This window comes from Sorangium sp. So ce1153, assembly GCF_051521595.1.
Lineage (GTDB): Bacteria > Myxococcota_A > Polyangia > Polyangiales > Polyangiaceae > Sorangium.
In genome coordinates this window covers 7800483-7822016 of sequence record NZ_CP150361.1, presented here as the reverse complement: position 1 = coordinate 7822016, position 21534 = coordinate 7800483, and the positions used below count along the sequence as shown (strand labels likewise).

Genomic DNA, 21534 nt, shown 5'->3' with positions numbered 1-21534 from the left:
TCGACGCCGGGGCGAGCCTCAGAAGTCGCGGTTCCGGCAGAACGCCGTGTACTTGTTCTTCACGGACTCGATGAAGGGCGGCAGCGTCGGCTGCACGTGCTCCACGATCTTGGCCGCGAGGTGGCTGTCCACCATGGTGAACTTTCCCATCGAGGGAGCCCACGTGATCTGGGCGGCGGTGGCCTGGCGATTGCCCGCCTCGTGCATCAACAGGAACATGGCGCGCAGGCCGTCCTTCGTCCGCCCGAGCGGCGAGAGCTGCGACAGGATCCGCGTGATGCCTGACTTGTGGAGCTCGCGCGCCAGGCGGTTCGGCGGAGGGATCACGTTGGACGCGATGATGAAGTCGGCCCCTTCCTCGACGAGCGCGCTGACCGGCACGTTGTTGGCGATGCCTCCGTCCACGTACCGGGCCCCGTCCTGGATCTCGGGGATGATGAACGTCGGTATCGCGGTGCTGGCGAACATCGCGTGGACCGCCCGGCCGTGACGGAAGACCCGCGCCCTGCCCCGCTGGATATCCACCGCGACGGGGAGCGTCGGCAACGGCATGTCCTGAAGGTACTTGTGCGCGATGAGCTTCTTCTCGACCAGGCCTTCAAGGGGCTTTCGCGTGATCGGCGCGATCGCGTGCCAGATCGCGAAATCTTTCCCGAGCTTGACCATCGAGTCCAGCCCATCGAGCCCTCGGCTCGCGTAGGCGCAGGCGACCACGGCCCCGATGCTGGTCCCCGCGACCATGTCGATCGGGATCCCTGCGTCGTGGAGGGCGCGCAGGAGCGCCACGTGCGCGTAGCCCCAGGCGGCGCCGCCGCCGAGGGCCACGCCCACGACCTGGCGCGCGAGCGTCCGCGCGAGGCGCTGCAGCGCGGCGCGGTTCTGCGCTGGCAGCGACGTGTACAGCAGATCCGAGCCGGGCTTGCCGTCGACGACGAGCCGGATCGAGCCGCTCCGCACCATGTGCACTTCCTTCTCGCTGCCCGGCGAGCGCACCTCGATGTATTGCACCGGGGAGAGCTGGGGCGTCTCGATGGGGAAGGGCTGCCGCAGGTCGTCCGTGAAGTAGACGGCCGAAGAGACGCGGTTGTCGATGATCTTGTCCCAGACGGGCTCCGCCAGCCAGTCGAGCGCGCCCGGAATCGTCGTGTACAGGACCAGATACCTGTGGCCCATCCGCTGCGCGACGGCGTCCAGCACCTGCAGGGCGCGCGTCGGGTCGCTCGGGATCCTGAGCACGTTGTCCGCCGCGGCACCGGCCGTCTCGGGGGCGACCTCCAGGATGGCGACGTTCTTCTCCCCGGCGTCCCCGAACGCGGCGGGTATCAGGGAGGCGACGGAGCGGGTGGGGTACGGCGTGCGGTTGACCACGAGCACCAGATCCTGCGGCCTCGCCGCGACGGCGGACGACCCCGCCCGCGCCACGACGGCGCGGCGGAACGAGCCGCAGGCGCGCCGGAGGGCCTCGATGTCGATGCGATCGATGGCGAGCACCTCGGTGTCGCTCTGCGCCACGGCCGTCTCCGTGCGCTTGCCCGAGGCGAGGAGATCCGTGTCGCCGAACACGGCACCTCGCCCGATGACCGTGATCTTCTCCACCTGATCTTCCGGCACCTGGTGCTTCGCCTCCACCTCGCCGTTGACGACGAGGTAGCAGGTGTTCGCCGGCTCGCCCGCCTGATAGATCGTCGTCCCGGAGCGGAAATCGAGCAGCGTCATCTCCTGGAGGAGCCGGTGACGGAGGACGGAGCTCGAGTTGCGGAACAGGGGAGCGTGCTGCAGGAGCTCGGCGAGCTCGGCCAGCCGCACGCCGATCGAGAGGCGCTTGAGGAGCTGAGCGTGGAGCCCGGGCGCCCTGGCCTCGGCGCGGCGGAGCGCGTCCTTGTCCCAGCTCGCGACGAGCGTCTCGCGGCTCGTGGCGTACGAGTACGCGTTCTCCTCGTCGAGGAGCGCGCCGCCGCCGAAGACGCCGCCGCGGTTGTAGTTGAGCAGGACCTCGCGCAGCGCCTCGCCCCAGAAGGCGTCCACGTCTCCTTTCAGGATGAGGAAGAGGCGCTCGGACCTCTCGCCTTCCCGCCCGATGAGGGTGTCGGCGGCGATCCGCTCGACGCGCGCCGCGCGGAGCAGCGCGTCGACGTGCTGCTCGCTCAGCGCTCGAAAGGACGGAGAGATCGAGATGACCTCCTGCAGCTCGGCCTGGTCCTTCGCGTCCACCTGTGTCGCTCGGCCGCCGGCCTGTCCACCATTCGCTGTCGTGGTCTGAAGCGTCATTACAGTAACCTCATGGGGGGGCAATTCAGACGAGGAGATCACAGGCGATCTCGTGTGGCCATCCGATGCTGGGCTGCGTGCTGCACGCTACCGTGGCGCGGCCGACAGCCTCAAGGAAAATGAGCGCGTGAGCCGACGTGATCATCGCGTGTGTTCGACGCCCGGGCAGGTGTGCGAGATCGTGGAGAGTGACGCGCGTTCGAGAATGACCGTCATGGACGAACGCGGCATCCGCAGGTACGTTCGTGCGGAAGATCGGCCCTTCTTCCTTCGCAGATCCGGGCGTCTTCCGACGTGCCATGAAGGATCAAAATCCCCGCAGCGCGCCCTCCGTCGCCGTGCGGGCGGGCAGAGCCGGCTGCGGTGCAGCGATCGCCCGGCGCAACCGCACCATCGCCTCCACCGCGGCCCACCGTAGCGCCGGGCTGTGCTGTATCAGCGCCCCGGCGTGCCCGGTGAGCAGCCACCTGAGCTCGCTGCCCTTCCAGAGCTCGTGGAGCCTCTGCACCTCGTCCGGGACGACATAGCCATCGTGTCGCGCCCCGACGATCACCGCGGCCTCGGGGCACCGGGGCACCGGGTGTCGATCGATGTCCAGCATCGCGACGTACTCGCCGATCTTCTGTCGGGCCTCGTCCGCGCCGCCCTCGCCGCGCCCGAGGCGCTCGAACTCGACCGAGCGGGACAGGAGATCTCGCGTGAACACCGGCACCGCCGATCGACCAGCGCAGAGGATCGCCGCGGCGAGCGGCTTCGGCCAGCGGGCGGCCACGAGCGCCGCCACGGTCGCGCCCATGCTGAAGCCGGTGATCCCGAGCTGGGTGTGACCGTTCGCGGCGAGCCACGCGAGCAGGGCCCGGCCTTCCTGCATCATCCCCATGCTCATGAGCATGAGCTCGCCGAACGTCCGGAGAGCGGTGCCCTGCTGGCCTGGAGGGCGACGGAGGCCGTAGAACGGGCTCTCGAGCAGGAGGACCCCGATCCCCGTGGCCTCCACCATCCGCCCGAGGAGGCGCGTGCGCGTGGCGAACCCTTCATCGCCGGACGCGGCGAGCATCACGTACATCGGCTGTTCGGGCGCGGGGCGCCGGAAGCGCGGGGAGAGCTCGCGCACATGAGCGACGCGCGACGCCTCAGGGAGCTCGGCGAGCGGCGAGCGAAAGGTACCGTCACGGACCGAGAGAGCTCCCACGACCCGCGGCGGCGCAGCCCAGGAGACGGCGATGGGCTGCGGTTGCGCTGCGAACCAGGCATCCGACACGCGCGACGCGATCTGCGCCGCGTCGCCGAACCCTTCAGTGAAGAGCCGGCGCCGGATCGAGGTCAACGCGTGGAAGTGGTCAATCCAGTGAACAGAGCCCATGTTCGTGGCAAACAAGGTTGGCATCATCGTGGGATCGATCAAAAAACAAGCGTTCCACGTTCCGTCCCCTCGACCTCTGGTGGAGCGTGTCCACCAGCGCTCGACAGGGGATCGCCTCTCCTGCGGGGCGTCGGTCGCCTCCTGTCACCGCCCCGCCGGCCGCTCTCGCGCCATCGCTCGGCCGAGGCGCTCCATCGCCTCCACCGTGGCCCGCCGCAGCGCCTCCGTGTGCCGCACCACCGCCCCGGCGTGGCCCGTCGAGAGCCACCGGACCTCGCTGCCCGTCCAGAGCTCGTGGAGCCTCTGCACCTCGTCCGCGGAGACATATCCATCGTGCCTCGCCCCGACGATCACGGCAGCGGCGGGGCACCGGGGCAGCGGGTGACGATCGAGATCGATCACCTCGATGTACCGGGCAAGCAACTGCCGGGCCTCCTCGGCGCCGCCCAGGCCGCGGCCGAGCTGCTCGAAATCGACCCAGCGGGACAGGAGCCCCCGGACGAACACCGGCACCGACGAAAGGCCGGCGCCGAGGATCGCCGCGGCGAGCGGGCCGGGCCAGCGCGCGGCCACGAGCGCCGCGATCGTCGCGCCCATGCTGAAGCCCGTGGTCCCGAGCTGGGTGTGCCCCCTCGCGGCGAGCCACGCGAGCAGGGCTCGGCCCTCGTCAATCATCCCGATCGTCATGAGCATCTGTTCGCCCACCGTCCGGACCACCGTGCCCCTCTGGCCCGGAGGTCGACGGAGGCCGTACAGCGGATTTTCGAGAAGGAGGGCCCCGATCCCCGTGGACTCCACCACGGGCCGGAGGAGGTGCGTGCGCGCGGCGAACCCTGCCTCGCCCGTCGCACCGAACACCACGTACATCGGCTGCTCGGCCGCGGTGCGAGCGACGCGCGGCAGGAGCTCGCGCACATGGGCGACGCGCGCCGCCCCCGGGAGATCTGCGACCGGCGAGCGGAACGTGCCGTCGCGCACCGCGAGGCGCCCGACCACGCGCGGCGGCGCAGCCCAGGTGATCTCGACGGGCTGGGGGGGCGCTGCGAACCATTCGTCGGACATGCGCAGATGGATCCGCGCCGCCTCGCCGAAGCCCTCGATGAAGATCCGGCGCCGGCTCGAGGCCACGGCGCACACCCGGTCGATCCAGTGGATGGGAGGACCCATTTCGTGCGACGACAAGAGATAGCTCAGCCGGAGAAGACCGCCAGAGGGCAATGGAGCTATGCCCCCATGGGTCCCTGGCCGTTCACATCAAATCACATCCAGTTCACGCGGGCAGGGCTCAGCGTCAGTTGACGCTCGCCTGGTCGCGATACGGCTCCGCCGCGACGGAGCTCCCGTTCGCGTGCTCCGGTCGATCGCCGTCGCTGGCCATCGCCCGCTCGACCTCGGCGTCCATGGTTCCGCCGAGCATCTTCATGCACATGATGAAATCCGCCCGGAGCGACCAGAGCGGGTACTTGAAGGTCGCCGGCCGGTTCTTCTCGATGAAGAAGTGAGCGGCCCACGCGGGTCCGTAAGCAGCGAGGGGGACGAGGGGGAGGAGCGAGCGCCTCCGGAAGAGCAGCCCGCCGGCCAGGCACGCCATCGCGACCGTCGACCCGACGAAGTGCAGGGTGCGTGTCGTCTTGTGTGCGTGTTGCCGCACGTAGAACGGCCAGAAATCATCGAACGTCTTGATTCGCTCTTCCTTCATCGGGGCGACCTCGCCGGCATAGAATGCCAGACCTTCAGGCAATTCGACAAGCCTGGCCTGCTCCGCCAGGGCGGCCCCCGTGCCTCACGGCCGGGCGGGGGAGGGTGAGCTCGGCGCGCCTCCCGGGCGCGCCCTCGACGCCTCGCACGAGCTCAAGGCTGTCGACGTTGGCGTCAGGCCTCAGTAATCACGGTTCCGGCAGAACGCCGTGTACTTGCGCTTCACGGAGTCGATGAAGCGCGGCAGCGTCGGCTGCACGTGCTCCACGATCTTGGCCGCGAGGTGGCTGTCCAGCATGCCGAAATTCCCCATCGAGGGAGCCCATGTGATCTGGGCGGCGGTGGCCTGGCGATTGCCCGCCTCGTGCATCAACAGGAACATGGCGCGCAGGCCGTCCTTCGTCCGTCCGAGCGGCGAGAGCTGCGACAGGATGCGCGTGAAGTTGGATTTGTGGAGCTCGCGCGCCAGCCGGCTCGGCGGCGGGATCACGTTGGACGCGATGATGAAGTCGGCCCCTTCCTCGACGAGCGCGCTGACCGGCACGTTGTTGGCGATGCCCCCGTCCACGTACCGGGCTCCGTCCTGGATCTCGGGGATGAACAACGTCGGTATCGCGGTGCTGGCGAACATCGCGTGGACCGCCCGGCCATGACGGAAGACCCGCGCCCTGCCCCGCTGGATGTCGACCGCGACGGGGAGCGTCGGCAACGGCATGTCCTGAAGGTAGTTGTGCGCGATGAGCTTCTTCTCGATCAACCCCTCCAGGGGCTTGCGTGTGATCGGCGCGATCGCGTGCCACAGCGCGAAATCGACCCCGAGCTTGATCATCGCGTCCAGCCCGTCGAGCCCTCGGCTCCCGTAGGCGCAGGCGACCACGGCCCCGATGCTGGTGCCCGCGACCACGTCGATCGGGATCCCCGCTTCGTGGAGGGCGCGCAGGAGCGCCACGTGCGCGTAGCCCCAGGCGGCGCCGCCGCCGAGGGCCACGCCCACGACCTGGCGCGCGAGCGTCCGCGCGAGGCGCTGCAGCGCGGTGCGGTTCTGCGCTGGCAGCGACGTGTACAGCAGATCCGAGCCGGGCTTGCCGTCGACGACGAGCCGGATCGAGCCGCTCCGCACCATGGGAGCGTCCTTCTCGCTGCCCGGCGAGCGCACCTCGATGTATTGCACCGGGGCGAGCTGGGGCGTCTCGATGGGGAACGGCTGCCGGAGGTCCTTCGTGAAATAGACGGCCGACGAGATGCGGTTGTCGATGATCTTGTCCCAGACGGGATCCCCCAGCCATGTGAGCGCGCCCGGGGTGGTGGTGTAAAGGACCAGGTACCGGTGGCCCATGCGCCGCGCGGCATCGTCCAGCGCCTGGATGGCGCGCGTCGCATCGCTCGGGAGCCTGAGCACGTCGTCCGCGGTGGAGTCGGCCTTCTCGGGGGCGACCTCCAGGAGGGCGACGTCCTTCTCCGCGGCGTCCGCGAACGCGGACTGTATCAGGGACGCGACCGAGCGGGTGGGGTACGGCGTGCGATTGACCACGAGGATCAGGTCCTGCGGCCTCTCCGCGATGGCGGACGACCCCGCCCGCGCGCCGACGGCGCGGCGGAACGAGCCGCAGGCGCGCCGGAGGGCCTCGATGTCGATGCGATCGATGGCGAGCACCTCGGTGTCGCTCTGCGCCACGGCCGTCTCCGTGCGTATGCCCGAGGTGAGGAGATCCGTGTCGCCGAACACGGCACCTCGCCCGACGACCGTGATCTTCTCCACCTGGTCCTCCGGCGCCTGGTGCTTCGCCTCCACCTCGCCGTCGACGACGAGGTAGCAGGTGTTCGCCGGCTCGCCCGCCTGGTAGATCGGTGTCCCGGAGGGGAACTCCATCAACGTCATTTCCTGGAGGAGCCGGTGACGGAGGACGGAGCTCGAGTTGCGGAACAGGGGAGCGTGCTGCAGGATCTCGGCGAACTCGGCCAGCCGCACGCCGATCGAGAGGCGCTTGAGGAGCTGAGCGTGGAGCCCGGGCGCCCTGGCCTCGGCGCGGCGGAGCGCGTCCTTGTCCCAGCTCGCGACGAGCGTCTCGCGGCTCGTGGCGTACGAGTACGCGTTCTCCTCGTCGAGGAGCGCGCCGCCGCCGAAGACGCCGCCGCGGTTGTAGTTGAGCAGGACCTCGCGCAGCTTCTCGCCCCAGAAGGCGTCCACGTCTCCTCTCAGGATGAGGAAGAGGCGCTGGGACCTCTCGCCTTCCCGTCCGATGATGGTGTCGGCGGCGATCCGCTCGACGTGCGCCGTGCGGAGCAGCGCGTCGATGTGCTGCTCGCTCAGCGCTCGGAACGTCGGAGAGATCGCGAGGACCTCCTGGAGCTCGGTCTGCTCCTTCGCATCCATCGGCGTCGCTCGAGCGCCGGTCTGTCCACCATTCACTGTCGTGGTCCGAAGCGTCATTGCAGCAACCTCATGCGGGCCGATCACAGGGGAGGGGACCGCACGAGATCCCGTCTCACCAAACGATACTGCATCGCGTGATTCACACTAACGTGGCGCGGCCGATATCCTCAAGGAAAATGAGCAGATGAGCCGACGCGGACGTCGCGTGCGCGCGCTGGCTGGTCACAGGCGCTCGTCGCGCGTTTCGCGTCTGCGGAGATGGCGCCCCGCGTGAGCGTCCCCGCCGTGGACGGACCTGGCGCACCAGGCCTGTTCTCATGCGCCGATGACGGATGATAGATGATGGATGGCCGAGGATCGATGACGGATCACCGGGGTCAGCGCACCGGATCGGCGGCATGGACGCCCCCCGCGCGGGGGGCTCCCGATCAACGTCCTTTGAAGTTGCCGGCGCGGCGCTCGATGAAGGACGCGAGCCCCTCCTGCGCGTCCTCGGTGGCCATCAGCTGCCGCAGCTCCGGCAGCAGCGCGCTCATGGCGGCGTTCTCGCCCTCGACGACGGCCGTGCGCGCCGAGCGCATCGTCGCCGCCACCGCGAGCGGCGCTTGCGCCGCCACGCGCTCCGCCAGCTCGATGGCCCTCGGCAGCGCCTGGTCCGGCTCCACGACCTCCTGCACGAGCCCGAGGCGGAGCGCCTCCCGGGCGTCGAACTCGTCGCCCGTGAGCAGCCAGCGCATCGCGTTTCCCCAGCCGGCCTCGGCGACGAAGCGCACGGTGGCGCCGCCGAACGGCAGGATGCCGCGCTTCACCTCGATCTGGGCGAACCGGGTGTCCGAGCTGGCCACGCGGATGTCGCAGGCGAGCATCAGCTCGATGCCGAGCGTGAGGCACAGGCCGCGCACGGCCACCACCACGGGCTTCAATCGGCCCTGGCCGTGGGTGCCCCACGGGTCGACCGCCTCCTCGGAGAGGATGTGCTGGGCTTGCGCGAGATCCTGCGCGACGCTGAGCAGGTCGAGGCCTGCGGTGAAATCGGGGCCGTGCGTGAACACGACGCCACAGCGCAGCGCCGGGTTCCGCTCCAGCTCGGTGAACGCGTCGGAGAGCGCGACGATCATCTCCCGGTTGAACGCGTTCTTCTTCTTCGCGCGATCGATGCCCATGAGATAGAGCGGGCCGCGCGCTTCGCGCGTGATGTAGCTCTCGGCGACGGACGTGGAATCAGACATGGGTACCCCCGGTCGGCTTTCGCCTTCCACTTGCTGAGACGGTTTGTTAAGGGTCCTGGATAAGCTGAGGTGTACGGAGGGCGATGGCCTCAGACCGGCGACTCGAGCGCTCGCCGGGCCATCGCGCGGGCGAGCTCGTAGGCGCGCGGCCCCTGCTCCAGCCGGAACGGCGATACAGGCGGCAGCGCCGGCTCGGTCAGCACGTGGAGGCCGGCGCGGGACGGCGGCTTGCTCTGCGCGCCGTCGATGACCGTCCACGGAGGGCGGACCGGCAGGTGGTGGAAGAGGACGCGCGCGTCGGCGCTGGCCGCGAGGATGCCGGGGCGGTCGGCGATGCCGCCGTCGAGGTAGCGGCGCCCGCCGATCGCGACGGGCTGAAACAGGCCGGGCACGGCGCACGAGGCGCGGACCGCGGGCATCAGATCGCCGCCGTCGAGCACCACGCTGCGCCTGTGCGCCACGTCCCAGGCCACGAGCCGCACGGGAAAGCGGCAATCAGCGAAGGAGCGCACGCCTCTCGACGAGAGCGCGTCGTCGAGGAGCCGCTCCAGCAGCCGTCCGCGCAGCAGGCCCGGGCCGGTGCCGCGGCGGGAGAAGATGCCGAAGGTCGGATCCGGATCCCAGAAGTCCTCTCGTCGCAGCGCGAACAGGCGAGCGCGCATGTCGTCGGCCGAGAGGCCGGCGCCCCACATCGCGGCGACCATCGCGCCGGCGCTCGATCCCCCCGCGAGCGAGGGCGACAGCCCCGCCTCCTCCAGCGCGGCCACGACGCCCACGTGGGCGAAGAAGCCGAAGAAGCCCGATGAGAGGATGAGCTCGAACGGCTCGCTTCTCAAGTGCTCAGCCAGCGTCGTCACGGGCGCATGCTACCGCAGCGCGTCGCGCGGCGCTACACGTCCCGCCGCGACGCCGCCGGGCCTGTCAACGAGCCTCGCCGCGGGCTCGGCGTCTCGCGGACACCCAGGCGCCAGCGTGGATCATCGCGCGGATCACGGCGGTGACATCCTGGCGAGCTGGACGGCAACGGTAACCGAACGTCGCATGGCCGCCGCATGGACGGCGAGTCGGGGAAGGGGAGGTCACATCCGAGAGCTCCTGTCGCGCCGGCGCCTTCAAACCGAGCGTGAATGCGATTGACTTGGTTCTCTCGCAACGATACTGGTAGGGACACTACCCACATTCCGCAGCGCGAGCGCTGACTTCAAGGAGTCTCTGTAGAATGGATCACACGGGACAAGAATCCACGATGTTCCCCCTGCGGCAGCGGAACTTCAAGGCGTTGAAGAAGACGGTGTTCCCCGCGCTGCGATCGCTCATCGACCTGGGGTATTTCTCGCTCAGCGTGGAGGGTGCAGAGCACGTCCCGCGGAGTGGCCCGGTGGTGTACGCAGGAAACCACGCTGGGTGGTTCACGATTGACTCGTTCTTCGCGGCGCTGGCCGTGGCGGATCACGTCAGCTTCGATCGCATCCCCTGGGTCGCCGGCCAGGATCAGATGCTCATGATCCCGGAGCTCGGCCCCTTCTTCGCGGATTCAGGTGTGTTCCCGTCGTCGTGGCTGAGGAAGCCCGAGGCGCTGCCCCCCGGGATGGACGTCCTCTGCGTCTTCCCCGAGGGCACCGAGGGCAACTGCAAATCGTTCGTGCACGCGTACCAGATGCGAGAATGGAAGACGGGCTTTCTCCGCCTCGCCCTGGCGCGCGGCGCGAAGGTCCTGCCGGTGTCGGTCCTCGGCAGCGAGGAGTGCTTGCCGTCCATCGCGCCGATCCGCTTCCTGAAGCCCATCGTGGGGACGATCCTGCCGCTGCCGCTCTCCCTGGTCCCGCTCCCGTCGCGGTGGAAGTTCATCTTCCATGAGCCCGTGGACGTCCAGGGCGCGCTGCCCGGCTTCGAGAGCGACGACCCCGAGACACAGAAGCGGCGCCTCCGGGACCTCGCCGCGAGCATCCGAGAGACCGTGCAGCGCACGCTCGATCGAGAGGCAGCGGATCGCGGCCTGGTGCGTCTCTCCAAGCTCCTGAAGCCGTCTGGCTGAGCAGGGGACGCGGGGCCATCCCCTGGCCGCCCGCGACGGCCCGAGAGAAACCGACGACCCATCGCCCGAGCGCGCGGGCACCGAGGAGGGCTATGCGTGTACTGAGCTACGTCGAGGCGGGATTGCTGGAGTGGCGCGAGGCGCCCGAGCCCCGCGTCGACGGCGATGGTGTCGCGATCGTCCGCCCGGTGGCGGCCAGCACCTGTGACGCGGACTGGGCGATCGTGGCGGGCAGGACGCCGCTGCCCGGTCCTTTCGCGCTCGGGCACGAGGCTGTCGCGGAGGTCGTGGCGATCGGCGACGGCGTGACCCGGGTCGCCGTGGGGCAGCTCGTCGTCGTGGCGTGGCAGATCTGCTGCGGCGCTTGCGATCGCTGCGCGGCGGGGTTGACGGCCCAGTGCCGCGCGGTGCCGAGGGGCGCGATGTTCGGCTCGCCGATCGGCGGAGATTTCGGGGGCCTCTTCTCCGATCTCGTGCGTGTGCCGTTCGCGGACGCGATGCTGGTTCCCCTGCCTGCCGGCGTCTCGCCCGAGGCGGTCGTCAGCGCCGGCGACAACCTCACCGACGCGTGGGCCGCGGCCAGCCGGGCGCTCGCTGCATGGCCGGGCGCCAGCGCGCTCGTCGTCGGCGGCTCGGGCGGCCTCGCGCTCTACGCGGTGCAGGCGGCGCTGTGCGCTGGCGCGTCGGCGGTCGATTACGTGGATCGCGACCCGGGACGGCTGGCGCTGGCCGCCTCCGTGGGCGCTCGGCCGATCCGGCGCGCCGAGGCGGCGGACCTCGGTGAATACCCCGTGGTGATCGAGTCCAGCGGCAACCCCGACGAGCTGCAGCGAGCGCTCCGCGCGACGGCGCCGGGGGGCACCTGCCACTCCAGCTCGATCTTCTTCGGCGACGTGCCGATGCCGCTCCTCGACATGTTCATGAAGGACATCACCTTCCGCATCGGCCGCTGCAGCACGCGCCCCTTCATCCCGTCGGTGCTGCAGCTGGTCGCCGAGGGCAAGCTGCACCCGGAGCGCGTCACGAGCGCCGTGTTCCCCTGGGACGAGGCGCCCGCGGCGCTCTCCCAGCGGAGCACCAAGCCCGTGCTGGTGCGCCCGGCCGTCCTCGCCGGCGCTGCGCAGGGCGCCTGATCAGCGTCCTCTGGAGGCGCCGTTCCGGCGCTCGATGAGGCGCCTCGCCCGACGTGCGATGTCGATGAAGGACCAGAGCCCTTGCGGCGCGCCCTCCTTCGCCGCCGCCGTCGTCGCCTCTGTCGTCGCCTCCGTCGTCGCCTCCGTCGTCGCCTCCGTCGTCGCCTCCGTCGTCGCCTCCGTCGTCGATAGCGGGCGCAGCTCTGGCCGCGGCGCGGCGATCGCCCGGCGCAGCCGCGCCATCGCCTCCACCGCGGCCCACCGCAGCGCCGCCCCGTGCTGAATCAGCGCCCCGGCATGGCCGGTGGGAAGCCACCTGAGCTCGCTGCCCTTCCAGAGCTCGTGGAGCCTCTCCACATCGCGCGCGAGGACATAGCCATCGTACCTCGCGCCGACGATCACCGCGGCCTCGGGGCACCGGGGCAGCGGGTGTCGATCGACGTCGGCGATCGCGATGTACTCCCCGAGCTTTCGCCGGGCCACCTCGGCGCCGCCTTCGCCGCGGCCGAGGCGCTCGAAATCGATCGACCGGGACAGGAGGTCCCGCGTGAACGCCGGCGCCGACGTGACGCCGGCGCAGCAGACCGCCACGGCGAGCGGCTCCGGCCAGCGGGCCGCCACGAGCGCCGCCTGGGCCGCGCCCATGCTGAAGCCGGTGATCCCGAGCTGGGTGTGGCCGGTCGCGGCGAGCCACGCGAGCAGGGACCGGCCTTCCTGCAGCATGCCCATGTTCATGAGCACGAGATCACCCACCGTCCGGAGCGCCGTGCCCTGCTGCCACGGGGGGCGGCGGAGGCCGTAAAACGGGTTCTCCAGCAGGAGGACCCCGATCCCCGTGGACTCCACCATGGGCCGGAGGAGGCGCGTGCGCGAGGCGAACCCTTCCTGGCCTGACGCCGCGAGCACCACGTACATCGGCTGATCGGCCGCGGGGCGCCGGGCGCGCGGGAGGAGCTCGCGCACGTGGGCAGTGCGCACCGCCCCGGGGAGCTCGGCGACAGGCGACGAGAACGTGCCGTCGCGGACCGTGAGACTCCCCGCGATGCGCGGCAACCCGGCCCAGGACACGGCGATGGGCTGGGGCGGCGTTGCCAGCCAGGCGTCGGACACGCGCGACGCGATGTGCGCCGCGTCGCCGAAGCCGCCAGCGAAGAGCCGGCGCCGCATCGAGGTCAGGGCGTGTACGTGATCAATCCAGTGAACAGGGCCCATGGTCGCCGTGACGTTAGCACCCGGGCGCGTTCCCCTGCGGTTGTCCATCCCGGCACCGCCGGTGCCGCGGCGAAGGGCGACGCCGTCGCGGTGCGCTCAGATAGATGGCGAAAAATTGGGCAATCGTGTATAAGAGCGCACCAGGGGGTGGTGCGACACCCCATCAAGAGCGCAGCATCGCACGGGTCAACGCGGCAGTCACCGTTTCCTCACGCGGATCGTTGAAGGAGAACATGATGGATCAAGTGGAAACGCCTCTGGTGATGCCCGAGCGCGCCTGGCTGAAGAGCATCGATTTCGGTGCCGTCGATGCTGCGCAGGTCTCGCGGGACCCTCTCCTTTTCTCCCTGCTCGCGACGGCCTCGTTCACGGAGACGACGTCCCACGTCTACACGCGGAACCTGGTCGAGTACTACGAGGGCGAGTCGGAGATCGTGCGCTGGCTCAAGGAAGAATGGGAGCCGGAGGAGCTGCAGCACGGGCGCGCGCTCCGGTCGTATGTCCAGACCGTATGGCCCGACTTCGATTGGGAGCGGGCCTACGCCGCGTTCTTCGCCGAATATTCACGGCATTGCAGCATGGATGGGCTGCAGCCGACGCGCGCCCTGGAGATGGTCGCTCGCTGCGTGGTGGAGACCGGCACCTCGACCTACTACCGCGCGGTCCACGAGTACGTGGGCGAGCCGGTGCTGCGGCAGATCGCCGGCAACATCAGCCGCGACGAGGCCCGTCACTACAGCCACTTCTACAACTTCTTCCGAGGGCTCGATGAGCGCGAGAAGAACAGCCGGACGGCCATCCTGAGGACGATCTTCCGCCGGCTCGCGATGATCCGCAAGGACGACGGTTACATCGCGTTCCGCCACGTGTTCAAGGTCCGCTTTCCGGAGACCCCGTTCACGAACGCGCACTACATCCGGTTCAACGACCAGATGCGGTCGATGTACCGCTCCTTTTATCCGTTCCCGATGGCGAGCCGGATGCTCGTCAGGCCGCTCGGCCTCCCGCCCCGCCTCGAGCGCGCAGCCGCGGCCGCGGTCGCGCGCAGCGGGAACGCGGTGGCGCTCGGGATGGTCGCCTCGACGGCGATCACGTTGATGCTGGAAGGCGAACCGGACGCGGCGATGGCGGCAGCGTGACGTCAGTAACGTCAGATACCCTGAAGGCAGGAGCTCCCCGAGTGAAAAAGAACGCCATGAACCCTGTCCAGCAGCGACTCCTCTGGGTGGTCCCGTCGCTGTTGATGGCCGTCCACTTCCTGTACTGGCCGCTCGTGCGAGGGACGAGCATCGCGTTCCCCTTGTTCGTCGCCGTCATCCCGTTCCTGTTCGGGCTGCTCATGGTGGGGACCGCCGTGCGGATCTGGCACCTGTGGTCCTGGACGATCCCGATGCCGCACGTGTGCTTCCTCTGGGCGTCCTACACGACGCTGGGCCCCCTGGTCCTCAACGACACGATCTCCATGCCGTTCAGCGCGATGGGCGTCGTGAAGATGAGCCTCCTGACGGGGTTCATCAGCGCGGTGACCGGGACCGTGATCGACACGATCAGCATGGATGAGCGCCTCCTGACGGTGCACAGCCGCGTGGCGGCCCTGGGCGTGGGCACCGTCAAGACGGTCATCGCGTACAGCTTCCTGTTCTTCGGCGCCTTCGGCCTCTTCATCGGGCCGATCACGAAGGTGGGGCACTACTACCTGGTGGAGCTCGGCGACACGAGCCGGATCTGGCTGCTCATTGTGCTGACCATCGTGCCGACCTGCGCCATGTTCCTGGCCTACTTCGCCATCGCGTCGAACCCGCGCGGCGCGCCCGGCGCGCTGGCCGCGAAGCAGCAGCCCGACAGCGCCAGCTCCTCCTGAGCGTCGCGCCCGTGTCGTGCACCGTGAGCGCTCCAGGTTCGTCGCGACGTTCCGGAGCAGTGAGACCAGGAGCGACGCTCGGAGGGTTGTGACCACGGCAAAAACGTCCTTCGCACCGGCGCAGTCCCTCTCCCGGGAAGCCGGTGAGCCCTCGACCCCCGGCGACGGACCCGGCGAGGCCTCGCTCTTCAAGGTGCCTCGCGTCGCCTGGGGCACGGTCGCGCTGTTCAGCGGCCTGTTCACGGGGTGGAGCGTGGCGCTGATTGGAGGGGCGCTGGGGTGGCTGCCCCCGCCCGCGGCCATGGCGCTCTCGGGCGCGAGCGTCTTCTCCGCGTTCACGGTGATGCACGACGCCTCGCACAACGCGGTGTCCCGCGTCCGCTGGCTGAACTCTCTGCTCGGCCACGCGAGCGCGAGCCTCCTGTTCCTGACGTTCGTCCACTTCAAGAACGTTCACCTGCGCCACCACCGCTTCACGGGCGATCCGGAGCGGGACCCGGACCGCTTCACCGGCGAGGGGCCCTCGTGGATGCTGCCCCTCCGCTGGGCGACGGCGGACGTGCACTACGCCCTCGCCTACGAGGCGCCCGAAGGCGGCATGTCGAAGCGCGACGCCCGCGAGACATGGCTCTCGCTCGCGGTCGTCGCGGGGATCGCGCTCGGCCTCTGCCTGTCAGGGCACGCCCTCGACTTCTTCCTCTTCTGGCTCCTTCCGGCGCGGGTCATGCTGTTCTGGCTCGCCTACAGCTTCGACTACGTGCCCCACCAGCGACCCCACTGCCGGTCGCGGAACGAGAGCCCTTATCGCGCCTCGTTCGTCGTCGGTGGACGCGCGATGACCGTGCTGATGCTCTGCCAGAACTACCACCTGGTGCACCACCTCTACCCGTCGGTGCCGTTCTACAGGTACCCGCTGATCTGGCGGGAGCGCCGCGCGGCGCTCCTGGCCCGGGGAGCCCGGCTCGTCCGGCTTTTCGCGCGCCCGCGCCCGTCCGCGTGACATTCGCGCCGCGCGTCGCGGCGTCGAGCTGGCGAGTTTCCCCTTGACGTCGCGGCTCAGCGCTGCTCGCTGCGGAGCAGCAGGTACGCGCCGGCGGCGCCGACCGCGCCGATCCCGAACAGCACGACGTCCCACATGGGCCACGCGACGCCGGCCGCGCGCCGGAGGACGACGGCCTCGACGACCCGCACGAGCAGCGACGCGAAGCCGTACGCGCACAGCCCGACGACGATCGGCCGGCGAAGGTTGTCGGAGAGATCGACGGCCTTCATGCTGTTGTTCCACACGCTCCGGCGCACGTGGCGCGCGCCGATCAGCGCGGGGGTGATCAGCGCGAAGCCGATGCCGGACGCGAGCAGGACCGCCTCGAGGCCCGTCAGGTTGTCGGTGACGCCGCCGCCGCGCGAGAGGCGGATGATCGCGGTCACCAGCGTGATCAGGCTGCCGGCGACCCAGAACAGGCCGAGCAGCGAGAGCAGCAGGATGAGCGGCCTCGCCATGCTCACCTGCTGCGCCTGGCGGAGCTGCATCGTCGGCGCGGCGCGCGGCGCCGACGGCAGCGACGTGCGCGGCCCGGGCAGCAGGCCGGGGGAGGTCGGCTCCCTCGGCTCGGGCTCGTTCGAGTCGTAGAGCGCGAGCTCCGCGTCGAACTCCTCCATCGTCTGGTAGCGGTGGTGGGGCTCCTTCGCCATGGCGCGCTGGATGATCATCTCCAGCGGCTCGGGGATGCTCGGCTCGAGCGAGCGCGGGCGCGGCGGGTCCTCGGTGAGCACCGCGGTCAGCGTCGCGGTCGGATCGTTGCGATCGAACGGGCGGCTGCCGGTGAGCGCGCAGTAGAGGATCGCGCCGACGGCGTAGATGTCCGCGCGGTGATCGACGCGCTCGCCGCGGGCCTGCTCCGGCGCCATGTACGACGGCGTGCCCATGATCATGCCGGTCTGCGTGAGCGCGGCGCCCGGCGCGTCGTCGACCTTGGAGATGCCGAAGTCGATCACCTTGGCCGTGGGCATCGCGAGGTCGCCGGTGAGGAAGACGTTCTCCGGCTTCATGTCGCGGTGCACCACGCCCTTGGCGTGCGCCGCGGCGAGCGCCTTGCAGATCTGCCGCACGATGCGCACGGCGGGCCCGATCTTCATCTTGCCGACGTCGTTGAGGTAGTCGGCGAGCTCCTTGCCCTCGAGGAACTCGTTGACGAGGAACGGCCGCCCCTCCGCGGTGCGGTGCACGTCGAAGACGGTGACCACGTACGGGCTCTGCACTGCAGCCGCGGCCTCGGCCTCGCGCTGGAACCGCGAGATCACCTGCGGCTGCCGCGCGAACTCCGGGTGCAGCATCTTGATGGCGAAGCGCTTGCTCGAGATCCGGGTGTGGCGCGCCTCGTAGACGCGCCCCATGCCGCCCTCGCCGACGACGCGCACGACCGTGTACGTCTCGTTCAGCGTCTTGCCGACGAGATCGTCGCGGAGCGCGTCGTCCTCCGACTCGTCGAGCGTCGTTGCGTCGCGTGGACACACCCTGAACTCGGCCGGGTACCGGACCCCGCACGTGGGGCATACCTTGGGGGTCGCCTTGTCGCTCGCGGGGGTCGGGAGCGAGGTGGCCGAGGTGGAAAGGCTCGTCATCGCGGTCGCGATATGCAGGTCCGACTGCGAGCCGCGCGCGTCCGACTGCGGTCGGGAAGCTTCTTCAGGGGGCCGGATGGTGCCGGGCATCGCTGACCGAGGGTAGCCAATCGGCCGTTCTGGGGGTGACAAATCGCGCGGTCATGTCGACCGCGTTGACGGACGCGTTGACGGACGGGCGCGCCTGCGTATACTCGCGCGCTCCTCTGCTCACTGGCCTGAACTTCGTGGGCTCCCGCCGCTCCGGGCGTGGGGCTCGCCTTCAGGCGTCGCTTGGCCAGTCGCTGGCGCGTCGGACGCGCCGGCCCGGACGCTCGGCAGCGCACCGGACAAGGCCATGGAGAGCCAGCCATGCTGCATTCTGTTCAGAAGACGGACATCATCACGAAGTACGCGATCCACGAGGGGGACACCGGGTCGCCCGAGGTCCAGATCGCCCTCCTCAGCGAGCGGATCAACCAGCTGCAGGAGCACTTCCGCACGCACCAGAAGGACCACCACTCCCGCCGGGGCCTGCTGAAGCTGGTGAGCCAGCGCCGCCGGCAGCTGGACTACCTGAAGCGCGTCGACATCGAACGCTACCGCAACCTCATCAACCGCCTCAACCTCCGCAAGTAGCCGTCGTCCGGGCCCCGCGCGCCGGTCCCCCCGGCGCGCCGCGCCTCGACGGCGCCTCCCAGGCCAAGCCTCCTGGCGGGCCTCCGGAAAGTCTCCCGGATGGCTCCCGGACAGGCCGCGCAGCGGTCGCTGCGCCCTGTGCCTCACCCCCGCCAGCTTCCCGTCCGCCCTGCCGCGCTGCCCTGTTGCAACGCGCTGCGGCAGTCCGTTCCAGGTCGCTCCTGGATCCCTTCCTCCGCCGTCATTCGCGCCGCGTCGCTCGGTTCGTCTGGGCTCCTCCGAGCCCTTCCGTTCGGGAGGTTTCGCGGCGCGCTCCCCTGAACGTCTGCTTTTTGCGCTGGCGAGAGCGGAGCGGACGCTTTAAGGAGGTCGTTCACTGACCATGGAACGGCGGGGCGACCGGCCTCGTGGTTCCCGAGCGCGGGCTCCGCGCGTCTTCGTCTTCGCTTCGTGCGCAGCAGCCCGGCTCCTGCGCAGGGACCGAGGAAGAAGAGCAGCCCCTCGCGCTCGGCGTAGCGCCGCACGCAGCGGCCCTTGCGATCGCGAGAGAGAGCTGAAATCCAATGTTTGTTCGTGAATCCGTCATGGTGGGCGGCCGTGCCCTCACCCTCGAGACCGGCCGCCTGGCCAAGCAGGCGCACGGGGCCGTGCTCGTCACCTACGGCGATACCATGGTGCTCGTCACCGTCGTCTCGCAGGACGAGCGGCCGGGCCTCGACTTCTTCCCGCTCACCTGCGAGTTCGTCGAGAAGACGTACGCCGCCGGCAAGATCCCCGGCGGCTTCTTCAAGCGCGAGGCGCGCCAGCGCGAGGAGGAGATCCTCACGTGCCGCCTCATGGACCGCCCGCTCCGCCCGCTCTTCCCCGAGGGCTTCAAGCGCGACACGCAGATCATCGCGACCGTCCTCTCCAGCGACAAGCAGAACAAGGCGGACGTCCTCGCCCTCACGGGCGCGAGCGCCGCGCTGCACATCTCGGAGATCCCCTGGCACGGCCCCGTCGTGGGCGTGCGCGTCGGCCGGCTCGACGGCGAGTTCGTCGCGTACCCGACGGTCGCCGACATCGAGCGCTGCGACATCGATCTCGTCGTCGCCTGCTCGCGCGACGCGATCGTGATGGTCGAGGGCGGCGCCGCCGAGGCGACCGAGGCGGAGATCATCGACGCGCTGATGTTCGCGCACGAGACGGCGCAGCCGGTCATCGACCTCATCGAGAAGATGCGCGCCGCGGTGGGCAAGCAGAAGCGCGAGTTCGTCGCCCCGGCGCTGCCGGACGACGTGAAGCAGCGCGTCGCCCAGATCGTCGACCAGGACCTCAAGGCCGCGACGAAGGTGACCGACAAGAAGGCGCGCTACGACGGCTACAGCACGCTCAAGAAGAAGCTGACCGAGACCCTGAGCGCCGAGCTCGGCGCCGAGAGGTTCCTGCCGCTCCAGGGGCTCGTGAAGGCCGAGTTCGAGGAGCGCAAGGCGCACGTCGTCCGCACCTACGTGATCGAGGAGGGCCGGCGCATCGACGGCCGCGACGGCAAGAGCATCCGGCCGATCATGTGCGAGGTGGGCCTGCTCCCGCGCGTCCACGGCAGCGCGCTGTTCCAGCGCGGCGAGACGCAGGCGATCGTCACGACGACGCTCGGCACCTCGACCGACGAGCAGAAGATCGACGGCCTGATGGGGGAGACGTGGAAGCGCTTCTACCTCCACTACAACTTCCCCCCCTTCTCGACCGGCGAGACGAAGCCGATGCGCGGCCCCGGCCGCCGCGAGATCGGCCATGGCGCGCTCGCCGAGCGCGCGCTCTCCCGGATGATCCCGCCGCCGGATCAGTTCCCCTACACGATCCGCATCGTGTCGGAGACGCTGGAGTCGAACGGCTCGTCGTCGATGGCGGCGGTGTGCGGCGGGTGCCTGTCGCTCATGGACGGGGGCGTGCCGATCAAGTCGCCCGTCGCCGGCATCGCGATGGGGCTCATCATGGAGGGCCAGCGCTACGCCGTGCTCTCGGACATCCTCGGCGACGAGGATCACCTCGGGGACATGGACTTCAAGGTCTGCGGCACGGCGCGCGGCGTGACCGCGATCCAGATGGATATCAAGATCGCCGGCCTGAGCCGGCAGATCCTGATGCAGGCGCTGGATCAGGCGCGCGAGGGGCGCATCCACATCCTGAACAAGATGCTCGAGACGCTGCCGACCACGCGGCCCGAGCTCAGCCAGTACGCGCCGCGGATCACCACGGTGCGCGTGAAGCCCGACCAGATCCGGCTCATCATCGGCCCCGGCGGCAAGACCATCAAGGGCATCGTCGACCAGACCGGCGTCGCGATCGACGTCGAGGACGACGGCACGGTGAACGTCGCGTCGGCCGACTCGGAGGCGGTGAGGAAGGCGCTCGACATCATCAAGGGCCTGACGGCGGAGCCCGAGGTCGGGACGACGTACAAGGGGACCGTCAAGCGCATCACCGACTTCGGCGCGTTCGTCGAGATCCTGCCGAACACCGACGGTCTGCTGCACATCTCCGAGATGGCGCACACCCGCGTCGAGCGCGTGGAGGACGTCCTCAAGGAGGGCGACGCGCTCGACGTGAAGGTGCTGAGCGTCGATCGCGACGGGAAGATCCGGCTGAGCCGGCGCGAGCTGCTCCCGCTCCCCGAGGGCGAGGAGGGCGATCGGGCGCGCGAGCGCATGGCGCAGGCGCGCGACGCCGGCCCGCCGCCGCGGCGCGATGGGCCCGGCGGAGGGCGCGGCGGCGACCGCGACCGCGGATCGCGGCCCGGCATGGAGCGCGACCGAGGCGGACCGCCGCGGGAGCGCCGCGAGCGCCGGTCCTAGTCACAGGCTCTCCAGGCAGGGGAGGCGATGCCGCGCTGCGGCGCGCCGCTGGGCCTCCCCTTCGCTCACCCCCGTCACGAAGATCACCTGATCCGCAGCGATCTGCGGCCATGCGCGGCGATCGCTGCCCGCGCGCAGACCTGCGCGCCCGGCCGCTGCGTTGACGCGCGCGGGCGCGCTGCGCGTCGCGCCTGGACCCTCCATCCAGCCGCTTTGTTGGAATCCGATGAAGTCCGCATGGCTCGTTCACAATCAGGGTAGTGTCGCGACCCCTGCTCGTGGCATGC

At 69.9% G+C, this 21534-nt stretch carries 16 protein-coding genes; 7 read left to right on the top strand and 9 right to left on the bottom strand.

Annotated elements, in window-relative coordinates; all coding sequences use genetic code 11:
- Nucleotides 1-18: 18 nt before the first annotated feature.
- The 7 genes from WME85_RS28180 to WME85_RS28150 form a co-directional block, all read right to left on the bottom strand.
- A complete protein-coding gene (locus WME85_RS28180; RefSeq protein ID WP_437825525.1) occupies nucleotides 19-2268 on the bottom strand; it encodes a cyclic nucleotide-binding domain-containing protein in 2250 nt (749 codons plus the stop codon).
- A gap of 307 nt (nucleotides 2269-2575) precedes the next feature.
- Nucleotides 2576-3646, bottom strand: a complete 1071-nt coding sequence (locus tag WME85_RS28175) for an alpha/beta hydrolase family protein (RefSeq protein ID WP_437825524.1) — start codon at nucleotides 3644-3646, stop codon at nucleotides 2576-2578.
- A 129-nt stretch (nucleotides 3647-3775) separates the two neighbouring features.
- On the bottom strand, nucleotides 3776-4813 hold the full coding sequence (locus tag WME85_RS28170; RefSeq protein WP_437825522.1) for an alpha/beta hydrolase family protein: 1038 nt from the start codon (nucleotides 4811-4813) through the stop codon (nucleotides 3776-3778).
- Nucleotides 4814-4922: 109 nt separating this feature from the next.
- Nucleotides 4923-5330: an Mpo1-like protein gene (locus WME85_RS28165; protein ID WP_437825521.1), complete on the bottom strand. Its 408-nt coding sequence runs from the start codon at nucleotides 5328-5330 to the stop codon at nucleotides 4923-4925.
- Nucleotides 5331-5510: 180 nt separating this feature from the next.
- On the bottom strand, nucleotides 5511-7760 hold the full coding sequence (locus WME85_RS28160) for a cyclic nucleotide-binding domain-containing protein (RefSeq protein ID WP_437825519.1): 2250 nt from the start codon (nucleotides 7758-7760) through the stop codon (nucleotides 5511-5513).
- Between the two features lie 371 nt (nucleotides 7761-8131).
- Nucleotides 8132-8932 carry a crotonase/enoyl-CoA hydratase family protein gene (locus WME85_RS28155; RefSeq protein WP_437825516.1) on the bottom strand — a complete coding sequence of 267 codons (801 nt, stop codon included), beginning with the start codon at nucleotides 8930-8932 and terminating at the stop codon, nucleotides 8132-8134.
- An 89-nt stretch (nucleotides 8933-9021) separates the two neighbouring features.
- Nucleotides 9022-9789 (bottom strand): patatin-like phospholipase family protein, encoded by a 768-nt coding sequence (locus tag WME85_RS28150; protein WP_437825515.1) that lies wholly within the window; start codon nucleotides 9787-9789, stop codon nucleotides 9022-9024.
- Between the two features lie 362 nt (nucleotides 9790-10151).
- Here WME85_RS28150 and WME85_RS28145 point away from each other — a divergent pair, with 362 nt between their 5' ends.
- Nucleotides 10152-10967 carry a lysophospholipid acyltransferase family protein gene (locus WME85_RS28145; protein WP_437825513.1) on the top strand — a complete coding sequence of 272 codons (816 nt, stop codon included), beginning with the start codon at nucleotides 10152-10154 and terminating at the stop codon, nucleotides 10965-10967.
- A 92-nt stretch (nucleotides 10968-11059) separates the two neighbouring features.
- Nucleotides 11060-12100 (top strand): zinc-dependent alcohol dehydrogenase, encoded by a 1041-nt coding sequence (locus tag WME85_RS28140; RefSeq protein ID WP_437825511.1) that lies wholly within the window; start codon nucleotides 11060-11062, stop codon nucleotides 12098-12100.
- Here the strand turns inward: WME85_RS28140 and WME85_RS28135 are convergent, their stop codons facing one another.
- Nucleotides 12101-13312 carry an alpha/beta hydrolase family protein gene (locus WME85_RS28135; RefSeq protein WP_437825509.1) on the bottom strand — a complete coding sequence of 404 codons (1212 nt, stop codon included), beginning with the start codon at nucleotides 13310-13312 and terminating at the stop codon, nucleotides 12101-12103. It abuts the gene before it with no gap.
- 245 nt (nucleotides 13313-13557) lie between these two features.
- Here WME85_RS28135 and WME85_RS28130 point away from each other — a divergent pair, with 245 nt between their 5' ends.
- From WME85_RS28130 to WME85_RS28120, 3 genes are all read left to right on the top strand, one after another.
- The gene (locus tag WME85_RS28130) at nucleotides 13558-14451 is read left to right on the top strand and encodes a ferritin-like domain-containing protein (protein ID WP_437825508.1); all 894 of its coding nucleotides are present in this window, start codon (nucleotides 13558-13560) and stop codon (nucleotides 14449-14451) included.
- Between the two features lie 41 nt (nucleotides 14452-14492).
- A complete protein-coding gene (locus tag WME85_RS28125; protein WP_437825505.1) occupies nucleotides 14493-15173 on the top strand; it encodes a hypothetical protein in 681 nt (226 codons plus the stop codon).
- An 88-nt stretch (nucleotides 15174-15261) separates the two neighbouring features.
- Nucleotides 15262-16173, top strand: a complete 912-nt coding sequence (locus tag WME85_RS28120; protein WP_437825504.1) for a fatty acid desaturase — start codon at nucleotides 15262-15264, stop codon at nucleotides 16171-16173.
- 56 nt (nucleotides 16174-16229) lie between these two features.
- Here WME85_RS28120 and WME85_RS28115 read toward each other — a convergent pair whose 3' ends face one another.
- A complete protein-coding gene (locus tag WME85_RS28115; protein WP_437825503.1) occupies nucleotides 16230-17795 on the bottom strand; it encodes a serine/threonine-protein kinase in 1566 nt (521 codons plus the stop codon).
- A gap of 351 nt (nucleotides 17796-18146) precedes the next feature.
- Between WME85_RS28115 and rpsO the strand changes: the two genes are divergently transcribed.
- Both rpsO and pnp read left to right on the top strand, forming a co-directional pair.
- On the top strand, nucleotides 18147-18413 hold the full coding sequence (gene rpsO / locus WME85_RS28110; protein WP_437302115.1) for a 30S ribosomal protein S15: 267 nt from the start codon (nucleotides 18147-18149) through the stop codon (nucleotides 18411-18413).
- A gap of 563 nt (nucleotides 18414-18976) precedes the next feature.
- On the top strand, nucleotides 18977-21247 hold the full coding sequence (gene pnp / locus WME85_RS28105) for a polyribonucleotide nucleotidyltransferase (protein ID WP_437825501.1): 2271 nt from the start codon (nucleotides 18977-18979) through the stop codon (nucleotides 21245-21247).
- Nucleotides 21248-21534: the final 287 nt, after the last annotated feature.

What these genes read in the sequence shown, in the direction of transcription:
- pnp (WP_437825501.1), top strand. Translation starts at nt 18,977, where the DNA reads ATGTTTGTTCGTGAATCCGTCATGGTGGGCGGCCGTGCCCTCACCCTC.
- WME85_RS28145 (WP_437825513.1), top strand. Translation starts at nt 10,152, where the DNA reads ATGGATCACACGGGACAAGAATCCACGATGTTCCCCCTGCGGCAGCGG.
- WME85_RS28135 (WP_437825509.1), bottom strand. Translation starts at nt 13,312, where the DNA reads ATGGGCCCTGTTCACTGGATTGATCACGTACACGCCCTGACCTCGATG.
- WME85_RS28155 (WP_437825516.1), bottom strand. Translation starts at nt 8,932, where the DNA reads ATGTCTGATTCCACGTCCGTCGCCGAGAGCTACATCACGCGCGAAGCG.
- WME85_RS28140 (WP_437825511.1), top strand. Translation starts at nt 11,060, where the DNA reads ATGCGTGTACTGAGCTACGTCGAGGCGGGATTGCTGGAGTGGCGCGAG.
- WME85_RS28160 (WP_437825519.1), bottom strand. Translation starts at nt 7,760, where the DNA reads ATGACGCTTCGGACCACGACAGTGAATGGTGGACAGACCGGCGCTCGA.
- rpsO (WP_437302115.1), top strand. Translation starts at nt 18,147, where the DNA reads ATGCTGCATTCTGTTCAGAAGACGGACATCATCACGAAGTACGCGATC.
- WME85_RS28180 (WP_437825525.1), bottom strand. Translation starts at nt 2,268, where the DNA reads ATGACGCTTCAGACCACGACAGCGAATGGTGGACAGGCCGGCGGCCGA.
- WME85_RS28165 (WP_437825521.1), bottom strand. Translation starts at nt 5,330, where the DNA reads ATGAAGGAAGAGCGAATCAAGACGTTCGATGATTTCTGGCCGTTCTAC.
- WME85_RS28115 (WP_437825503.1), bottom strand. Translation starts at nt 17,795, where the DNA reads ATGACGAGCCTTTCCACCTCGGCCACCTCGCTCCCGACCCCCGCGAGC.